The following is a 19,206-nucleotide window of genomic DNA, read 5'->3' on the forward strand; positions in this document are numbered from 1 at the left end:
ATAATATATAACTATTATCGGAGGGAAGAAAACGTGAACAATACAATCCAATACTACCAGCAAAATGCAGAAAGATTTTCCTTAGAAACCCGTTCTGTTGATTTTTCTGAAACACAAAATAGATTCATGAATAAACTGAAATCTAGAGCTAAAATTCTGGATTTTGGATGTGGTTCAGGAAGAGATACTAAGTGTTTTTTAGCACACGGATTTCAAGTGGAGGCAATAGATGGTTCAGAAGAACTTTGCAAGATTGCCAGTGAATTTACTGGAATTGAAGTGAAACACTTGCTTTTTCAAGAATTAGCAGAAGAGAATAAATACGATGGAATATGGGCATGTTCATCGATTTTGCATTTGCCGAAACAAGAACTTATAGAAGTAATGAAAAAAATGTCCATAGCCCTTAGAAATCAAGGAATTATCTATACTTCTTTTAAATATGGAATCTTTGAAGGTGAAAGAAATGGAAGATACTTTACAGATATGACCGAGAATTCTTTTGCCGAGATTTTGCAAAATATTAGTGGATTAGAGATAGAGAAACAGTGGATTACATCTGATGTACGACCGGGAAGAGGGAATGAAAAATGGCTCAATTTGATTCTACGAAAAGTGTAACAATTGATAATATTCAAATTGAATCTACAGATGTCATGACTGGAGACAGAAACAGAAATCGTTTCTTGTATTACCAGTTAAAAATGAGTATGCTGAAGGCAAAACAGATAGATATTATTGTATCGTTTCTTATGGAATCAGGAGTAAGAATGTTACTAAAGGACTTGAAAGCAGCTTTGGACCGTGGGGTTCAGGTACGGATTCTTACAGGAAATTATTTGGGCATCACACAGCCATCAGCACTATGCCTGATAAAAAAGGAACTCGGAAATCGTGTGGATTTGCGCTTTTATAATGAAAAGGCTCGTTCCTTTCATCCTAAATCATATATATTTCATTTTGAGAATGCAAGTGAAATATATATAGGTTCGTCTAATATTTCCAGAAGTGCTTTAACGTCTGGAATAGAATGGAATTATCGTTTTAGTAGCCTGACAGATGAGAAGAATTATCGATTGTTTTATGAAACATTTGTTGATTTATTTGAGCATCATTCCATTATTATAGATGACGCGGAATTGAATCGGTATTCTAAGAATTGGCATAAGCCGGCAGTGGCGAAAGACCTTGCAAAATACGATAGCCTAGAGGATACGGAAGATACAAAGGTAGAAGTGCTATTTCAACCAAGAGGTGCACAGATAGAAGCTTTGTATGCACTTGAGGATAGTAGGGCAGAAGGAGCAACCCGTGGACTAGTACAAGCTGCTACTGGTATAGGAAAAACTTATCTTGCGGCATTTGATTCGGCAAAATACGAGAGAATATTATTTGTAGCGCATAGAGAGGAAATATTAAAACAGGCAGCAGTATCTTTTCGAAATGTTAGACATTCCGAAGATTATGGATTTTTTTATGGAAAGCAAAAGACGGTAGATAAGTCTGTGATTTTTGCTTCTGTGTCAACACTTGGAAGAGAAGAATATTTGTCGGAAGACTATTTTGCACCGGAGTATTTTGATTATATTGTAATTGACGAATTTCATCATGCGGTAAACGAACAGTACCAGAGAATTGTACAATATTTTAAACCACAGTTTTTGTTAGGTCTTACTGCAACACCGGAGCGAATGGATGGTAAAAATATTTACGAAATTTGTGATTATAATGTACCGTATGAAATTTCATTAAAAGAAGCAATTAATAAGGGAATGTTAGTACCATTTCATTATTATGGAATTTATGATGAGACAGATTATTCCGGCTTACATCTTGTAAAAGGACGTTATGATGAAAAAGAGTTAAATGAAACGTATATCGGTAATGTCAGAAGATATGATTTGATTTACAAATATTATATGAAATATCGTTCTAAGAGAGCGTTGGGCTTTTGCTGTTCCAGACAACATGCGGAGGAGATGGCGCGGGAATTTTGCAGTCGTGGAATTCCCTCTGTTGCAGTATATAGTGATGCCAATGGAGAATTTTCAGAAGAGAGAGAGAGGGCAATTGAACGGTTAAAGAATCAGGAGATAAGGGTAATATTTTCAGTGGATATGTTTAATGAAGGGGTGGATATAGCATCGTTGGATATGGTTATGTTTCTTAGACCTACCGAATCTCCTATTGTTTTTATGCAACAATTAGGGCGTGGACTTCGTACTTATAGGGGAAAAGAATATCTAAACGTATTAGATTTTATCGGAAATTATCAGAAGGCAGGACTAGCCCCAATGCTTTTGAGTGGTGGAAAATCTTCTGATGAAAAAAGAGCTTATGAATATAATGAGATGGAATATCCGGATGATTGTATTGTGGATTTTGATATGCGTCTCGTAGATATTTTTAAGGAACTGGATAAGAAGTCGGTATCGATTAAGGAAAGAATTGTCAAAGAATATTATCGTGTGAAAGATTTATTGGGGAATCGCGTGCCAACGCGTATGGAACTTTTTACTTATATGGAGGATGAGGTATATCAGTACTGTATGAAGCATGCAAAGGAAAATCCATTTCGCAGATACATGGACTTTTTGAACAATTTGCATGAGCTGTCGGAGGAAGAAGAGAGATTATATTCCGGAATTGGCAGAGAGTTTATCTCAATGATAGAAACAACAGATATGCAAAAAGTTTATAAAATGCCAATATTATATAGTTTTTATAATGATGGAAATATAAAAATGGCAGTTACAGAAGAGGACGTGTTGAAGAGTTGGAAGAGCTTCTTTGATACAGGAACAAATTGGAAAGATTTTGCTGACAATATTTCTTACGAAGATTATAAAAAAATGACAGATAAGCAGCATTTAAGTAAGGCGAAAAGCATGCCAATTAAGTACCTGAAAGCTTCCGGCAAAGGATTTTTTATTGAAAAAGAAGGATATGCACTGGCCCTGAGAGAAGACTTAAAGGATATTGTGCAGATGGATGCATTACGAAATCAGATGAAGGATATATTGGAATATAGAACAATGGAGTATTATCGACGAAGATACTTAGAAAGAAGCTAATCATCAATAAATATGGGCATGTCAAAGCATTTTGACACCATATTTTCTGATATGTCAAGCGCATTTGATAGATAAATAACAGAAAAAAAGGTATATTCCTTTCAGATGGAGGTCATGAACATATGGAGATAAACAAGAAACTGAAAGATGCCAGATTAAATTCAGGATTAACACAGGAGCAGGTTGCCGAGAAAATTATGGTTTCCAGGCAGACAATTTCAAACTGGGAAACAGGGAAATCGCTTCCGGATATTGTTAGTATCATAAATATGAGTGATCTTTATCAAATAAGTCTTGATGAGTTATTGAAAGGAGATCAAAAAATGAAAGAAAAAATGGAAAAGGATATTAAAATTTCAACGGAAAATAAGAGGTTGATATTAACTACCGGGATAATTGTTCTCGTATTTGGTATTGTGTACCTTAGTAGTATTTTTGTAGGTGGCGCATACCGTGAGTTTTGTAATGCCGCTGCTCCATTGGTGTTGATGGGAATTGGCCTTGCATGTGGTGGGACCTATATGGGAAACAAAGAAAAAGAATGAGAAAGGGGCACTTTTACATGCAATTAAAACACTTTCCCATCCTACTTGCATTCCTTTTATTGCTTACCGGATGTGGTCAAAGCAAAGAAGCACAGGAAGGATTTGAAATTGAAAATAACATTCTTGTGGCATACACAGGAGATGCCAAGGAAATTATGATTCCGGATAATGTGACGGAAATTGCCTGTGATGCATTGTCCTGGGACTACGAGCATGGAACGAATTTGCAAAAAGTGACAGTGCCGGGAACGGTAAAAGTAATTGATGAGAGAGCATTTGCCTTTACTGCAGCAGACACCATAATCATCGAAGAGGGAGTAGAGGAAATCGGAGACGATGCCTTTATGGATTCTTACATAGAGGAAATACATTTTCCTTCTTCTGTAATTAAAATTGGTTCTGGGATTATGGAGACAGAGGAAGGACTTTCAGCAAAGATATATTGCGTGAAAGGCTCTCCCATAGCGGAGTATTTTGAAAAAGAGATGCCATATGGGGAATGTGAACTTATTTATGAATAAGTTCTTCACTCCCTAATATGATCCAACCCCTGTGCGATAATCGTCAGCACATGAGAATCCAGCAACGAATAATAAATCGTTTTCCCTTCCCTGCGATTTTTCACCAGCCGATTCTGTTTCAGGATGCTGAGCTGGTGAGAAATGGCGCTCTGGGACATGCCAAGTTCCTCGGCAATTTCCAACACACATTTTTCCTTATCTACTAAAGCATGAAGAATCTGCAATCTGGTAGGAGTTCCAAATATCTTAAATAATTCTGCTAAACGTTCAAATTCATCTTGGTTCATGAAAATTCCTTCTTTTCTACAAAATAATTCTTAATAAAAAATACCATAGAAGCCGAAAACTGTCAAAATAAATTGCTTTTGAAATAATTTCATTTCCAACTTAAATGTGCTATACTATATATCCGAGAAATTTCCAAAGACAGAATCTTAAGAAGGAATTCATTATGAATATTTTATTGACAGCAATCAACGCAAAATATATCCATTCCAACTTGGCGGTATACAGTCTGAAAGCATATGCCAAAGAATATGCAGACCATATTCAATTGGCGGAATATACCATCAATCACCGGGTAGAATATATTTTGCAGGAAATATATAAAAAGAAACCGGATGTTTTATGCTTTTCCTGTTACATTTGGAACTTTCGATATGTGCAGGATTTGATAACGGAGATACACAAGTTGCTGCCGGAACTTCCTATTTGGGTAGGTGGGCCGGAGGTGTCTTATGAACCGGAAGCGTTCTTGAATCAGTTTCCAATGGTAACAGGCGTTATGATAGGGGAAGGAGAAGAAACCTTTCGGGAATTGTGTGGATATTATGTAAACCAAGAGCATTCCGAGAGGAATCAAGAAGGGAATCTATCCGATATATCAGGAATTTTGTTCCGTAACGAGAAAAAAGAACTGATACGGACACCTCATCGGGAGCCAATGTCCATGGACGACCTTCCTTTTTGCTATGAGCATTTAGAGGATTTTGAAAACCGTATTATTTACTACGAAACCAGCAGAGGCTGCCCTTTTTCCTGTAGCTACTGTTTGTCCTCTATTGAAAAGGGATTGCGTTTTCGTTCATTGGAGTTAGTAAAAAAAGAACTTCAGTTTTTCTTAGAACATAAAGTACCCCAGGTGAAGTTTGTGGACCGTACCTTCAACTGCAATCACAATCATGCTATGGGAATTTGGAAATATGTGAAAGCGCATGACAATGGGATTACGAATTTCCATTTCGAGATTTCAGCAGATTTACTGACGGAAGAGGAAATAGAATTCATAGCAGATATGCGGCCGGGACTCATACAGTTAGAGATTGGCGTACAGTCCACCTTTACACCAACCATTCAGGAGATTCACCGGACAATGAATTTGTCACGATTAGAAACGGTGGTAAAAAAGGTGCAGCAGGCAGGAAATATCCATCAGCATCTGGATTTGATTGCGGGGCTCCCCAGGGAAGATTTTGCCACCTTTGCAAAATCCTTTCAGGAAATTTACCGTTTAAAGCCGGAACAGCTGCAGCTTGGATTTCTCAAGGTGTTAAAAGGATCCTTTATGTATGAACATCAGAAGGAATATGGTTTGGTGTACCAGTCGAACCCGCCTTATGAAGTGATGTCTACCAATTGGCTGACCTACGAAGAAGTTTTGAAAATCAAGTTGGTAGAAGAAATGCTGGAGGTCTACTATAATAGCGGACAGTTTGAAATGACCATGAAGGTATTGGAACAGGCATATGACAATCCGTTTGATATGTTTTTAGAATTGGGAGAATATTATGAAGCGCATGGACTATTTGCCATGAATCATTCCCGTATCCGGCGCTGTGAAATATTGCTGGATTTTGCACGGGAAAAAGATGCTGCCCATGAAGAAATTTATAAGGAAACATTGACGTTTGACTTATATTATCGGGAAAATATGAAGACGCGACCGAAATGGGTTCCGGAGTTAGCAGAATTTAAGGAAGAGACCAGAAAGTATTGTAAAAATGGAAAAATGTCCCATATAGAGCCGTTTTTTTATGACATGAACTTGTTATTACAGAAGAAGAGCGTTGAGGGTTATCCGACAAAAAGAGAAAAGCAATTTTATTTATTTTCTTATGAAAACAAAAATCCATTAACCGGGCAAGCGAATGTGCAGCCTATAAATGTAAATATGCTAGAAGGAGGTACAGCATGACAAAAAGAACCGGAGAGATTTTAAAGCGCATGGACGAAGCATACGGAACAGAATACCGCTGTTATCTGAATCATGACAATGCGTGGCAGCTTTTGATTGCGGTGATTTTAAGTGCCCAATGTACCGATGCCAGAGTAAATATTGTAACGGCCGATTTATTCAGGAAATACGATACTCTGGAGAAGTTTGCAAATGCCGATGTGAAAGAGATGGAACAGGACATTCATTCGATTGGTTTTTATCATAACAAGGCAAGAAATATTATTTTATGTGCGAGAAAGCTGATTCAGGAATTTGGTGGAGAGGTTCCAAGAACGCTGGAAGAACTGACTTCGCTACCGGGAGTAGGACGAAAAACGGCCAATGTCATTCGCGGAAATATTTATAATGAACCAAGTATTGTGGTGGATACTCATGTGAAGAGAATTTCCAGAAGACTGGGATTTACCAAGGAAGAAGACCCGGTGAAAATTGAATATGATTTGATGAAGGTTTTGCCAAAGGACCATTGGATTCTTTATAATATCCAGATTATTACACTAGGAAGAACCATTTGTACTGCGAGAGGACCGAAATGTAGTGAATGTTTTCTCAGTGATTTATGTAAGGCAGGCGACAAGACATGCTAGAATCTTATGTAGTGGTAGATTTAGAGATGACCGGACTTCGGGCAAAAACAGACAAGATTCTGGAAATCGGTGCGGTAAAAGTAGAGAATCATCAGGTGACAGATAGTTATCAGAAGATGATTAATCCGGGGATAAAGATTCCGGAGGATGTGCAAAAACTTACGGGAATCACCGACGAAATGGTCGCAGCGGGAGTGTCCGAGCAGGAAGCAGTAGAAGGATTTTTTGACTTTTGCGGGGAACTGCCTTTGGTGGGACACAATATCTTATTTGACTATAGCTTTTTGAAGCAGTATGCGGTAAATCATAAAATGACTTTTGAAAAAAACGGAGTAGATACCCTGAAACTGTCACGAAAATTTTTTCCGGACTTAGAGAAAAAGACCTTGGATTATCTTTGTGAGTATTTGAATATAGAGCGGAGCCACAATCATCGGGCGCTGGAGGATGCCAAGGCGACAGGTGTGTTGTTGGAGTATTTGTGGGAAAACTATGGACAGCAAGAGCCGGAGACTTTTCGTCCGGTTCAGTTGGTTTACCGTGCGAAAAAGCAGAGTCCGGCAACGGAAAGGCAAAAAAGATACTTGAAGGAACTGGCAGAATATCATAAAATAAGTCTTGATATTGATGTGGAGGGGCTTACCAAAAGCGAAGCCTCAAGAAGAACAGACCAGATTCTGGCACAATATGGAAAAATGCCTAGAAATTAGGCATTTTCCAACATGGTAAGAATAGAATCTTTGCGGATGGTAATTAATTTTCCGGCAGAGTGTTTTAACTCTTCAATGCCGCTGTATTCGCCGGATTCCTGATAAATTCGTAGAAGCAGTTCATAAGTTGCTTTGATGTCACTTCCGATAGAAACTGCAAATTGTAGAACTGTTTTGGCTTCTTCCGGATGGGAAAGTTCATAGAGACGATGTCCCCATTGGTTTAGGGTGCGGACCAGAAGAATAAAGTTCTGATCATACCGGGTTAAAGCACCAAGGTTAGAAACGCCGTACTGAAGTTTTAAGTCTGTATTACTGATACCGTTCAGATTTAAAATTTTCTGGTCACGAAGTTCCAATACCTGTTGTTCATACTGTTTCAGCGCATCATCGTGGAACTTTGCAAAGGGGAGAGTGACACCGGATAAATCTACATAATCAAGTTGACTAATATCCTGTGGCAGTGTGAGATTGGACTTGTCCTCTTTTTTCCAGAAGGATTGCAACTGGCTCTTCTCATGACGTTCGGTACGTCGAAGGCACATTGATACAAAACCGAGAACTATTAAAAAAAACCCAAATGTTCGAAATAACATAATAAAGAACTCCTTTTTGATATAGTATACAGCAAATAGAATGGAAAGAGGTGAAAAAAATGAACTTTAACAACTCCAAAAAGAGAAAAACATTTGCAGCAGTTATCGCAGTGGTATTAGTAGCTTCCATGGTATTGTCTGTTTTTGTTTCAATATTTGCTTAAATAAAAAGATTTTCATGTTCATAATATACAGAAAGCTGAGATTTCTGTCAATGATATTCGTTGTTCTGCACCTTGAAAATTCGCCAATTTATGGTAGAATAGTGGATAAAGTGTAAAAATGAGATACTAGTAGGAGAATAGATATGAAAAAGAATTGGAAAAGATACTTGCCGATAGCTGGTTTGTTTCTTGTACTTGCACTCGGAGTAGTAGTAATGGTTCCTGTAAACGCTAAAATAAAAGAAACAGATACCATACCGGAACGAGTTTATGTAGGTGACATTTCGGTAGGGGGAATGACACAGAAAGAAGCTGTACAGGCGGTAGAAGATTACGTTACAAGCTTGGAAGATAAGAAGATTACTCTTCAGGCAGGTGAAAACACCGTAGAAGTAACTGCAGGCGATATTGGGATTTCCTGGGGGAATCCGGAAGTCATAGAAGAAGCAGTAGCACTTGGAAAAAGTGGGAACCTGATTAGCCGTTATAAGGCAATGAAGGATTTGGAAAAGGAAGATAAGGTATACCAGATTGCCTACAACGTAGATAAGGAAAAGGCAGTAAAGGTATTGGAAGATAATGATGCTGTACTGAATACAGAAGCAGTAGATGCCGGATTGGAAAGAGTAGATGGTTCTTTTAATATCATTCCGGGAAGTCAGGGCGTAACTGTTAATGTAGAAGAATCAGTAGACACCATAGAAGAATATTTTGTTCAGAACTGGGATGGAAATGATGCTTCTGTAGAATTAGTGGCAGATGTAGTAGAACCGAAGGGAACAGAAGAAGAACTTTCCAAGGTAAAAGATTTGTTGGGAAGTTATCATACAGATTATAGCAAATCAGCATCGGGGCGTGCGAAGAATGTAGCAAACGGTACGTCTAAGATTAATGGTTCTGTTATTTATCCGGGAGAGGAATTTTCAGTGTATGAGGCAGTAAGTCCTTTTAGTGCTGAGAATGGATATGCACTGGCGGGATCTTATGAAAATGGAACCACGGTAGAGACTTATGGTGGTGGAATCTGTCAGGTATCTACTACTTTATATAATGCAGTTATACGTGCGGAATTGGAAGTGACACAACGTTCCAATCATTCTATGATTGTAAATTATGTAGATCCGTCTGCAGATGCGGCAATCGCCGGAACCTATAAGGATATGAAGTTTAAAAATAATACAGATGCACCTATTTATATCGAAGGATACACTGCAGGAATGAACGTATACTTCAATATATTTGGACAAGAGACCAGAGAAAGTGGAAGAGAAGTAAGCTTTGTCAGTGAGACACTTTCTACCACAGACCCGGGAGTGCAGTATAAGGCAGCACCGGATCAGCCAATCGGATATACACATACAGAACAATCTGCACATACAGGTTATACCGCTCAGTTGTGGAAGATTGTGAAGATAAATGGAGTAGAGCAGAGTCGAGAGGTATTTAATAAGAGTACTTATAATCCATCTCCAAAGATTATTTCCATAGGAACTGCATCTGGAAATGGAGAGGCTGTAGCAGCAATAAATGCAGCAATCGGAACGCAGGATGAAGGAACGATAAATGCAGCGATAGCGCAGTGGAATGATGGGGCAATTGCAGCACGTCAGGCAGCAGAGGCAGCAGCTGCGGCAGCACAGCAACAACAGCAGCAACAGCAACAACAGCAACAACAGCAACAACAGACTACAGATACGACAACTCCAGAAGATCCAAGTAAGGTAACACCATAATAATAAAAAAATAGAGAAGAAGGCTGTTTCACCAATGAAACAGCCTTGTTGAGCATATTAAGAGGAATAAAAATGAAAGTAGGAAAGATACCGGAGAGTGTATTAAAACGCTCTGTATTCAAACAAATACATACAAAACGTAGCGAGGTTCTGCTAGGAGCCGGAGTAGGAGAAGACTGCGCAGCAGTAAAGCTTGCAGATGACGAAATGTTTGTTATGTCCACAGACCCGATTACCGGTACAGCTACGGATATTGGAAATCTTGCAATACATATTACCATGAATGATTTGGCATCAGCAGGGGCAGAACCGGTGGGAGTAATGCTTACCATACTGCTTCCGGAGAATAGTGAAGAAGCAGTGTTAAAGGAGACCATGTCTCAGATTGAGACTGCGTGTGCAGAAGCGAATGTTCAGATTATGGGTGGTCATACGGAGGTAACCAGAGCCGTGAATCAGCCATTGATTAATGTCTGTGGTGTAGGCAAAGCAAAGGTAGGAAAACTGGTATCTACCGGTGGAGCGAAGGCCGGTGATGATATCATTGTTACCAAATGGATTGGTCTGGAGGGAACTTCCATTATTGCGAAGGAAAAAGAGCAGGAACTTTTAACACGGTATCCGGCACATCTGGTAGATGTCGCGAAGAGTTTTGACAAGTATTTGTCGGTACTTCCGGAGGCCGCCTCCGCCGTTAAGTCTGGCGTTAGTGCAATGCATGACGTAACAGAGGGCGGGATTTTTGGTGCTCTTTGGGAAATGGCAGAGGCATCTGGCGTCGGACTTGAGATTGACTTGAAAAAGATTCCTGTGAAACAGGAGACCATAGAGGTGTGTGAATTTTTTGGCATTAATCCATATGAATTGATTTCTAGCGGTTCTATGCTTATGGCAGCACCGGATGGAAATTCATTGGTACGAGAGTTGGAGAAACAGGGAATTCATGCAGCTGTTGTAGGGAAAGCAGTCGCGGGAAATGATCGTGTGCTAGTAAATGAAGAGGAAAGAAGATTTTTAGAGCCTCCAAAGACAGATGAATTATATAAAGTAGTGTAGAATACTATTATAATTAGGAAAAGGAAGGGCAATGACTATGGAAATGAGAGAAAAGATTTTAACTTTTATAGAAAAAAACAGTAGGGTAGATTTAAAAGAACTGGCAATTGTATTAGGCGTAGATGAAGCAACCGTAGCTAACGAGATGGCAGCTATGGAGGAGGAGCATATTATCTGTGGATATCATACATTGATTGACTGGGAGAAGACCAGTATTGAAAAGGTAAATGCGTTGATTGAAGTACGGGTAACGCCACAGCGAGGACGCGGATTTGATAGTGTGGCAGAGCGTATCTACAATTATCCGGAAGTGAATGCAGTGTATTTGATTTCCGGAGGGTATGATTTGCTGGTAACATTGGAAGGAAAGACTCTGCGTGAGGTGGCTCAGTTTGTATCCGATAAGCTTTCTACGCTTGATCCTGTTTTAAGTACAAAGACAAACTTTATTTTGAAAAAATACAAGGATCACGGTACCATCATAGCAGAACCGGAAGAAGATGAAAGGATGTTGGTGACACTATGAGAAATCCGTTATCAGAACGCATCGTAGATATTCCTTTTTCCGGAATTCGAAAGTTTTTTGATATTGCAGCAGAGATGACAGACGTTATTTCTTTGGGTGTGGGAGAGCCGGATTTTGATACACCGTGGCATATCAGAGACGAGGGAATTTATTCGCTGGAAAGAGGAAAGACTGCATATACTTCAAACGCAGGATTAAAAGAATTAAAGATAGAGATTGCAAAATACTTGGAACGAAGATTTCAGGTATCTTACGATTATAATACAGAAATGATGGTAACGGTAGGAGGCAGCGAGGCGATTGATATGGCAATGCGTGCTATGCTAGATCCGGGGGACGAGGTGCTAATCCCACAGCCTAGTTATGTTTCCTATGTACCTTGTGCAACGCTTGCTAATGGTACACCGGTAATCATTAATCTGAAAGAAGAGAATGAATTCCGTCTTACCGCAGAGGAATTAGAAGCAGCCATTACACCAAAGACGAAGCTTTTGGTACTTCCGTTTCCAAATAATCCTACCGGAGCGATTATGGAGCGAAAGGATTTAGAGGCGATTGCAGAAGTAGTAAAGAAACATGATTTGTATGTACTCAGTGATGAAATTTATGCGGAACTGTCTTATTTGGAAGACCATGTGACCATTGCATCACTACCGGGAATGAAGGAACGTACCGTATTGATCAATGGATTTTCCAAATCATACTCCATGACCGGATGGCGTTTGGGATATGCCTGTGCGCCGAAGATTATCTTAGAGCAGATGTTAAAGATTCATCAGTATGCTATTATGTGTGCACCATCCACCAGTCAGTATGCAGCGGTAGAGGCGGTACGAAATGGTGACCATGATGTGGCAGCTATGCGAGAGGAATATGATGGAAGACGTCGTTATCTGATGCATCGTTTTCAGGAAATGGGATTGCAATGTTTTGAACCGTATGGTGCATTTTATGCATTTCCGAGTATTCAGGAATTTGGCATCACTTCCGATGAATTCGCTACCAGATTTTTGAAGGAAAAAAAGGTGGTAGTTGTACCGGGAACGGCTTTTGGAGAATGTGGGGAAGGATTCCTTCGAATTTCTTATGCATATTCTTTGGATAAGCTGAAGGTTGCATTAGATCGCATGGAGGAATTTGTGACGGAACTGAGAGCACAGAAAAAGTAGTAAATAGAAAAGAGAAGATATATGGCAAAGTTAAACATTGTATTATATGAGCCGGAGATTCCGGCAAATACAGGAAATATTGGGCGTACCTGTGTAGCAACCGGGACAAGTTTGCATTTGATTGAGCCACTTGGATTTTCCTTAAGTGAGAAGGCTCTCAAACGAGCAGGTATGGATTACTGGCAGGACTTGGACGTAAAGCGTTATGTGAACTGGGAAGATTTCTTGGAGAAGAATCCGGGAGCTAAAATATATATGGCAACCACCAAGGGGCGTCATGTTTATACAGAAGTAAATTATGAACCGGATTGTTTTATTATGTTTGGAAAAGAAAGTGCAGGAATTCCGGAAGAAATTTTAAAAGAGAACCCGGATGCTTGTGTGCGGATACCGATGATAGGAGAAACACGTTCCCTGAACCTTTCCAATTCGGTCGCTGTTGTACTCTATGAGGCATTGCGGCAGAATCAGTTTGACCACATGAAACTGGAAGGGGAATTGCACCGATTGAGCTGGGACGATTAGGAGAGAAACATGAACTTTATTGAAGCCAGAAAATTAGTACATGAATACATCAGACGAGATGAAGAGGGCAATGTAGAAGGAATCGATGTTGCATTGGATGGAGTTGACCTTGATATTAAAGAGGGCGAATTCATTGCAGTGTTAGGACACAATGGTTCCGGAAAGTCTACCCTTGCCAAACATTTGAATGTTCTGTTGGAAGCCAGTGGCGGTACTCTGTGGGTAGATGGAAAAGATACAACGAAGGAAGAAAACCTCTGGGATATTCGAAAAAATGCAGGAATGGTCTTTCAGAATCCGGACAACCAGATTATTGCAAGTGTCGTAGAAGAAGACGTTGCTTTTGGTCCGGAAAATATCGGAGTTCCTACGGATGAAATATGGAAAAGAGTAGAAAATAGTTTGAAGTCGGTAGGCATGATTCAGTATCGGGAACATTCGCCAAATAAGCTTTCTGGTGGTCAGAAACAGCGGGTTGCTATTGCCGGAGTTATGGCAATGGAGCCAAAGTGTATTGTGTTGGACGAGCCTACTGCTATGCTTGACCCGAACGGGCGAAAAGAAGTGCTGGATGCCGTAGAACGTCTAAATAAAGAAAAGGGCGTTACCGTTATACTAATTACTCATTATATGGAAGAAGTCATTCGGGCGAATCGTGTCTATGTGATGGATAAAGGAAAAGTGGTAATGCAGGGAACACCTAGAAATATTTTTTCACAGGTGGATACGCTGAAGTCCTATCGTCTGGATGTGCCGCAGATTACACTTTTGGCATATGAACTTCGTAAGGCTGGAATGGATATTCCGGAAGGAATTTTAACAAGACAGGAATTGGTGGATGCATTATGTCGATTATATTAGATAAAGTAAATTATGTTTACAGTGAGAAAACTGCATATGAGATTCATGCTTTGAAGAATGTAAGTCTGAAAATTGATGATGGAGAATTCATTGGGATTATCGGGCATACCGGTTCCGGAAAGTCTACTTTGATACAGCATTTAAACGGTCTGGTAAAGGCTACTTCCGGAGGAATCTATTATAACGGACAGGATATTTATGATGAAGATTTTAGTCTGAAAGAGCTGCGCGGTAAGGTGGGATTGGTATTTCAGTATCCGGAGCATCAACTTTTTGAAACAACAATTTTTGCAGATGTTTGCTTTGGACCGCTAAACCAGGGATTATCCAAAAAGGATGCGGAATTGCGTGCTTTTACAGCATTGCGAAGTGTAGGACTTCCGGAGGAATATTGGTATCAGTCGCCCTTTGAACTTTCCGGAGGTCAAAAACGAAGAGTTGCCATTGCAGGCGTTCTTGCTATGAAGCCGGAAGTATTGGTGTTGGACGAACCAACCGCAGGACTAGACCCGCAGGGCAGGGATGAAATACTAGACCAGGTGGCAAAAATGCATCAGGAGTTGGGAATGACCATTATTCTGGTGTCCCATAGCATGGAAGATGTGGCAAAGTATGTAGACAGGCTGATTGTAATGAATCATGGAAGCGTCATGTTGGACGGAACACCACGAGAAGTATTTCACCATTATCAGGAGTTGGAGGCAGTAGGACTTGCCGCTCCACAGGTGACGTATTTGATGCATGAATTGAGAAAAAAAGGAATTCCGGTAGATGGTGAAGCGACTACATTAGAAGAAGCCAAGGCATCTATTTTAAAATGTTTTCAGGAAAGATAAGGAAATCATATGATAAGAGATATAACAATCGGACAATATTATCCGGCAGATTCGATTATTCATAAATTAGACCCAAGAGTAAAGCTTTTAGCAGTTGTTTTCTATGTAATATCCCTATTTACATTTCAGGGGGTATGGGGATTTGTGTTGGTTACCCTTGCACTGATCGCAATGATAAAGCTTTCTAAGGTACCATTTCGTTTTATGGTAAAGGGACTAAAAGCAATCGTTATTATTTTGTTGATTACAGCCATGTTCAACCTGTTTTTAACACCGGGAGAAATACTGGTGAAGGTTTGGAAATTGACTATCACCAAGGAAGGATTAAAAAGTGCCATATTTATGGCAATTCGGTTGATTTATCTGATACTTGGAACTTCAACGTTAACCCTTACAACCACACCAAATCAGTTGACGGATGGTATGGAAAAGGCATTGCGGCCTTTGAACAAAATACATGTACCGGTGCATGAAGTGGCAATGATGATGTCTATTGCGCTTAGATTTATCCCAATTTTGGTAGAAGAAACAGATAAGATTATGAAGGCCCAGATTGCCAGAGGCGCAGACTTTGAAAGTGGAAACCTCATCAAAAAGGCAAAAGCAATGGTACCGTTGTTAGTACCGCTTTTTATCTCGGCATTTCGTCGGGCAAACGACCTTGCAATGGCGATGGAAGCGCGCTGTTACAATGGCGGAGACGGAAGAACCAAGATGAAACCGTTAAAATATAAAAAAGCAGATTTAGTATCATATGGAGTGATTTTTGCATATATGGTACTTGTGATTCTGATAAAAGTATTGATATAAAAGCAGGCAGGAATTGAGCCTGCTTTTGTGAATTAGAGAGGAAACAGCATGAAAAGAATAAAACTGGTAGTAGCCTATGAAGGCACCAATTATTGTGGATGGCAAATACAACCCAGTGGGATTACTATAGAAGCAGTATTGAATAAGGCTTTATCGGAGCTTTTGGGAGAAACGATTAAAGTAACGGGAGCGAGCCGTACGGATTCCGGGGTTCATTCTCTTGGAAATGTGGCAGTATTTGATACAGATACCCGGATTCCGCCGGAAAAAATCTGTTATGCGCTAAATCAGCGTTTGCCGGAGGATATTGTAGTGCAAAGCTCCTGCGAAGTGGCACCGGATTTTCATCCCAGACATTGCTATAGTGAAAAAACATATGAGTATCGTATTTTGAATCGGAAGATTCCGATTCCGACACTGCGAAAAGACACGTATTTTTATTATCGCAATCTGGATGTGGAAAAAATGAAGAAAGCGGCAGCCTATCTGGTGGGAACTCATGATTTTAAAAGTTTTTGCTCCATTCATACGACTGTCGAAGACACCGTGCGGACAATTCTTTCCTGTGAGGTGGAAAAATCCTTAGAGGATATCATTACCATACGAGTGACGGGAACGGGATTTCTTTATAATATGGTAAGAATTATTGCCGGAACGCTCGTGCAGGTAGGTGTGGGAGAAAAGGAGCCGGAAGATATCTTAGAGATTCTTGAAAAAAAGGACCGCAGTGCGGCGGGACCTACGGCACCGGCACATGGATTGACAATGATAGGAATTGAATATAAGAACAAAGGAGAAGAGGTATGAAAGTGAAATTATTAGCAAAAAAAATGGGAGCTGTCTTGATGGCAGGTATGGTTTTGATGAGCGGATGTTCTACAAAAGAAAAAGTAGAAGATATTATTCAGGAAGATGTAGAAGTTGAAACAAGTGAAGAGCAGACAGAAGATGATGGGGAGGAAGAAGCGGAAACAGAAGAATCAGAGAAAGAGGATGCTGTTACGAAAGAGCAGAAGAAATTAGAGGAAGAAATCAATACAGCGAAAATAAGACATTATTATGCAGGCATTTTGTCAGGACTGGTTTGTGCCTACCAGTGGCCGGATGGCAGTCAGGTAGATTCGATCGACGGAGATATGGGAGAAAATCAGTATTCCATTGTGGATATTGACGGGGATGGAAAGGAAGAATTACTGATTTGCTTTATCAATACTTATATGGCTGCCATGGTAGAACGTGTATACGCATATGATCCGGAGAGCGATACACTGCAGGAGGAACTGGCAGAATTTCCAGATGTAACATACTATGATAATGGAACGGTGATGGCAGGCTGGTCTCACAATCAGGGATTGGGAGAAACCTTATGGCCATTTACTTTATATCAGTATGATAGCAGCAGTGATACCTATTTGGAAGTGGCTAGTGTGGACAGTTGGGAAAAAGGTTACAGGGAACAGGATTATGACGGCAATATGTTTCCGGATGAACTTGATACAGATGGGGATGGCATTTTATATTTTATTAATGAGCCGGGAAATTATAGTACAGAGCGTCCGGTAGATAAGGAAGAGTATGATGCATGGTATCAGTCTTATATAGGAGATGCGAAACCTCTTAATGTTTCATATAGAGCATTAGATGTTGAAAATTTTATGCATTATACGTCTGCGTATTTGGAGTTGATGAGAAAGCAGGCATTGGGCAGTGGCAATTCGGCTAAAGGGGATATGGGAGTTTTCTGTATGGAAAAAGATTTTGATATAAAAGAAGTGGAAAGAAAAATCACTTCCACATCTTCTGTTACAATAACAGAAGATGAATATGGCATAGAGCATATCGGTATTTGTGATGGAAAAGAAGTATTTTCCTTCTATTATGAAGATGATGGTTCATTTACCTATCAAAATGAGAAGGTTGGCGATTTAACTATATTTGGTCTGTATCCGGGAATTTCAGAGCAGGATGCAATGGAATGTCTGGAAAAATATGGATTCTATCAGAGCGCAGAGGATTTTTATATTACAGGTGAGGGACTTGGCAACTATGGTATTTATTTGAATACGCAAAATGGAGTTGTTACCCGGATTAGTTTTAGCGGTTATTGCCGTTTTGTGGGTTAGTTCAAAAATTTAAAAAAATTTAAAAATAAAAGAAAAGGATTGACACACGCGAGTCCGTGTAATATAATTGAGCAGTATGGCGAGTTAGAAATGCAAGCCTTACCCCGGCGAAGCGTTTTTGCTTTGATGTACAAAGAAAAATGTAAATGGTGTGAAAATGATAGAACGAATGAATTTCATATTTAAAGCACTTGGACGGCATTCGGATATCAGAGTAACATTGGAAAATTCAAGGAGGTAACATTCAATGAAAACTTTTATGGCCAGCCCGGCAACAATTGAAAGAAAATGGTATGTAGTTGATGCTGAAGGAAAGACTTTAGGACGTTTGGCATCTGAAGTAGCAAAAGTATTAAGAGGAAAGAACAAAGCAATCTACACTCCTCACATTGATACTGGAGATTACGTTATCGTAGTTAATGCAGAGAAGATTAAAGTAACTGGTAAGAAATTAGACCAGAAGATTTACTATCATCACTCCGATTATGTAGGTGGAATGAAAGAAACCACTTTAAAGGAAATGTTAGCTAATAAACCAGAAAGAGTTATCGAACTTGCTGTTAAGGGAATGCTTCCAAAGGGACCTTTAGGAAGACAGATGTATAAGAAGTTATTCGTATACGCTGGACCAGAACACAAACACGAAGCTCAGAAACCAGAAGCTTTAACATTTTAATCAGGAGGTAAAATAAGATGGCTAATACAAAGTATTACGGAACAGGAAGAAGAAAAAAATCTATCGCCAGAGTATATTTAGTACCTGGAACCGGTAAGATTACAATCAATAAAAGAGATATTGATGAATATTTAGGATTAGAGACATTAAAGGTTATCGTTCGTCAGCCATTAGTTGCAACAGAAACAGCTGATAAATTTGACGTTTTAGTAAACGTTAGAGGTGGCGGATACACAGGACAGGCAGGAGCAATCAGACATGGTATCTCCAGAGCTTTGTTACAGGTAGATAACGAGTACAGACCAGTTCTTAAGGCTAACGGATTCTTAACCCGTGACCCAAGAATGAAAGAAAGAAAGAAATACGGTCTCAAAGCAGCACGTCGTGCTCCACAGTTCTCAAAGAGATAATCTTTCAAGAACGAAGATATCAAGAAAAGCCCATTTTACAAGGGTTAC

The 19,206-nt window shown here is 39.6% G+C and carries 21 protein-coding genes; 19 read left to right on the forward strand and 2 right to left on the reverse strand.

Features of this window, described 5'->3' with window-relative positions:
- Window positions 1-33 precede the first annotated feature (33 nt).
- From BIV20_RS01425 to BIV20_RS01440, 4 genes are all read left to right on the forward strand, one after another.
- A complete protein-coding gene (locus BIV20_RS01425; RefSeq protein ID WP_242939860.1) occupies window positions 34-621 on the forward strand; it encodes a class I SAM-dependent methyltransferase in 588 nt (195 codons plus the stop codon).
- Entirely contained in the window at window positions 591-3,074 is a 2,484-nt protein-coding gene (locus BIV20_RS01430) for a DEAD/DEAH box helicase family protein (RefSeq protein ID WP_075721477.1), read from the forward strand. Before BIV20_RS01425 ends, BIV20_RS01430 begins: the two co-directional genes overlap by 31 nt.
- A gap of 122 nt (window positions 3,075-3,196) precedes the next feature.
- The gene (locus BIV20_RS01435) at window positions 3,197-3,619 is read left to right on the forward strand and encodes a helix-turn-helix transcriptional regulator (RefSeq protein WP_075721476.1); all 423 of its coding nucleotides are present in this window, start codon (window positions 3,197-3,199) and stop codon (window positions 3,617-3,619) included.
- 17 nt (window positions 3,620-3,636) lie between these two features.
- A complete protein-coding gene (locus tag BIV20_RS01440) occupies window positions 3,637-4,140 on the forward strand; it encodes a leucine-rich repeat protein (protein WP_075721475.1) in 504 nt (167 codons plus the stop codon).
- 5 nt (window positions 4,141-4,145) lie between these two features.
- On the opposite strand, the gene BIV20_RS01445 is transcribed toward BIV20_RS01440, so the two are convergent.
- Window positions 4,146-4,427, reverse strand: coding sequence for an ArsR/SmtB family transcription factor (locus BIV20_RS01445; protein ID WP_075721474.1), 282 nt, complete (start codon window positions 4,425-4,427; stop codon window positions 4,146-4,148).
- Window positions 4,428-4,591: 164 nt separating this feature from the next.
- Here BIV20_RS01445 and BIV20_RS01450 point away from each other — a divergent pair, with 164 nt between their 5' ends.
- Genes BIV20_RS01450 through BIV20_RS01460 form a run of 3 tightly spaced genes read left to right on the forward strand, consistent with a single transcriptional unit; the run spans window position 4,592 to window position 7,673 of the window.
- Window positions 4,592-6,334 (forward strand): B12-binding domain-containing radical SAM protein, encoded by a 1,743-nt coding sequence (locus tag BIV20_RS01450; protein ID WP_075721473.1) that lies wholly within the window; start codon window positions 4,592-4,594, stop codon window positions 6,332-6,334.
- On the forward strand, window positions 6,331-6,963 hold the full coding sequence (gene nth, locus BIV20_RS01455; RefSeq protein WP_075721472.1) for an endonuclease III: 633 nt from the start codon (window positions 6,331-6,333) through the stop codon (window positions 6,961-6,963). The genes BIV20_RS01450 and nth overlap by 4 nt, the downstream gene beginning before the upstream one ends.
- Window positions 6,957-7,673, forward strand: a complete 717-nt coding sequence (locus BIV20_RS01460) for a 3'-5' exonuclease (protein WP_075721471.1) — start codon at window positions 6,957-6,959, stop codon at window positions 7,671-7,673. The genes nth and BIV20_RS01460 overlap by 7 nt, the downstream gene beginning before the upstream one ends.
- Here the strand turns inward: BIV20_RS01460 and BIV20_RS01465 are convergent.
- Window positions 7,670-8,269: a hypothetical protein gene (locus tag BIV20_RS01465; protein WP_075721470.1), complete on the reverse strand. Its 600-nt coding sequence runs from the start codon at window positions 8,267-8,269 to the stop codon at window positions 7,670-7,672. The two genes, BIV20_RS01460 and BIV20_RS01465, sit on opposite strands and share 4 nt — an antisense overlap.
- A gap of 307 nt (window positions 8,270-8,576) precedes the next feature.
- Between BIV20_RS01465 and BIV20_RS01470 the strand changes: the two genes are divergently transcribed.
- The 12 genes from BIV20_RS01470 (at window position 8,577) to rpsI (ending at window position 19,158) form a co-directional block, all read left to right on the forward strand.
- A complete protein-coding gene (locus tag BIV20_RS01470; protein ID WP_075721469.1) occupies window positions 8,577-10,166 on the forward strand; it encodes a VanW family protein in 1,590 nt (529 codons plus the stop codon).
- A gap of 72 nt (window positions 10,167-10,238) precedes the next feature.
- Window positions 10,239-11,222, forward strand: coding sequence for an AIR synthase family protein (locus tag BIV20_RS01475; RefSeq protein WP_330554388.1), 984 nt, complete (start codon window positions 10,239-10,241; stop codon window positions 11,220-11,222).
- Window positions 11,223-11,265: 43 nt separating this feature from the next.
- Window positions 11,266-11,748, forward strand: a complete 483-nt coding sequence (locus tag BIV20_RS01480; RefSeq protein ID WP_075721467.1) for an Lrp/AsnC family transcriptional regulator — start codon at window positions 11,266-11,268, stop codon at window positions 11,746-11,748.
- Entirely contained in the window at window positions 11,745-12,917 is a 1,173-nt protein-coding gene (locus BIV20_RS01485; protein WP_075721454.1) for an aminotransferase class I/II-fold pyridoxal phosphate-dependent enzyme, read from the forward strand. Before BIV20_RS01480 ends, BIV20_RS01485 begins: the two co-directional genes overlap by 4 nt.
- A gap of 21 nt (window positions 12,918-12,938) precedes the next feature.
- Window positions 12,939-13,442, forward strand: a complete 504-nt coding sequence (trmL, locus tag BIV20_RS01490; RefSeq protein ID WP_075721453.1) for a tRNA (uridine(34)/cytosine(34)/5-carboxymethylaminomethyluridine(34)-2'-O)-methyltransferase TrmL — start codon at window positions 12,939-12,941, stop codon at window positions 13,440-13,442.
- A gap of 9 nt (window positions 13,443-13,451) precedes the next feature.
- Window positions 13,452-14,303, forward strand: coding sequence for an energy-coupling factor transporter ATPase (locus tag BIV20_RS01495; protein WP_075721452.1), 852 nt, complete (start codon window positions 13,452-13,454; stop codon window positions 14,301-14,303).
- Window positions 14,288-15,139: an energy-coupling factor transporter ATPase gene (locus BIV20_RS01500; RefSeq protein ID WP_075721451.1), complete on the forward strand. Its 852-nt coding sequence runs from the start codon at window positions 14,288-14,290 to the stop codon at window positions 15,137-15,139. The genes BIV20_RS01495 and BIV20_RS01500 overlap by 16 nt, the downstream gene beginning before the upstream one ends.
- 9 nt (window positions 15,140-15,148) lie before the next feature.
- Window positions 15,149-15,949, forward strand: coding sequence for an energy-coupling factor transporter transmembrane component T family protein (locus BIV20_RS01505; protein ID WP_075721450.1), 801 nt, complete (start codon window positions 15,149-15,151; stop codon window positions 15,947-15,949).
- Window positions 15,950-15,997: 48 nt separating this feature from the next.
- A complete protein-coding gene (truA, locus tag BIV20_RS01510) occupies window positions 15,998-16,756 on the forward strand; it encodes a tRNA pseudouridine(38-40) synthase TruA (protein WP_075721449.1) in 759 nt (252 codons plus the stop codon).
- Complete coding sequence (locus tag BIV20_RS01515) at window positions 16,753-18,072, forward strand: hypothetical protein (RefSeq protein ID WP_075721448.1); 1,320 nt, start codon at window positions 16,753-16,755, stop codon at window positions 18,070-18,072. Before truA ends, BIV20_RS01515 begins: the two co-directional genes overlap by 4 nt.
- A gap of 247 nt (window positions 18,073-18,319) precedes the next feature.
- A complete protein-coding gene (gene rplM / locus BIV20_RS01520; RefSeq protein WP_075721447.1) occupies window positions 18,320-18,748 on the forward strand; it encodes a 50S ribosomal protein L13 in 429 nt (142 codons plus the stop codon).
- 17 nt (window positions 18,749-18,765) lie between these two features.
- Window positions 18,766-19,158 carry a 30S ribosomal protein S9 gene (gene rpsI, locus BIV20_RS01525; protein WP_075721446.1) on the forward strand — a complete coding sequence of 131 codons (393 nt, stop codon included), beginning with the start codon at window positions 18,766-18,768 and terminating at the stop codon, window positions 19,156-19,158.
- Window positions 19,159-19,206: the final 48 nt, after the last annotated feature.

The sequence above is a fragment of the Roseburia sp. 499 genome (genome assembly GCF_001940225.2).
Classification (GTDB): Bacteria; Bacillota; Clostridia; order Lachnospirales; family Lachnospiraceae; genus Petralouisia.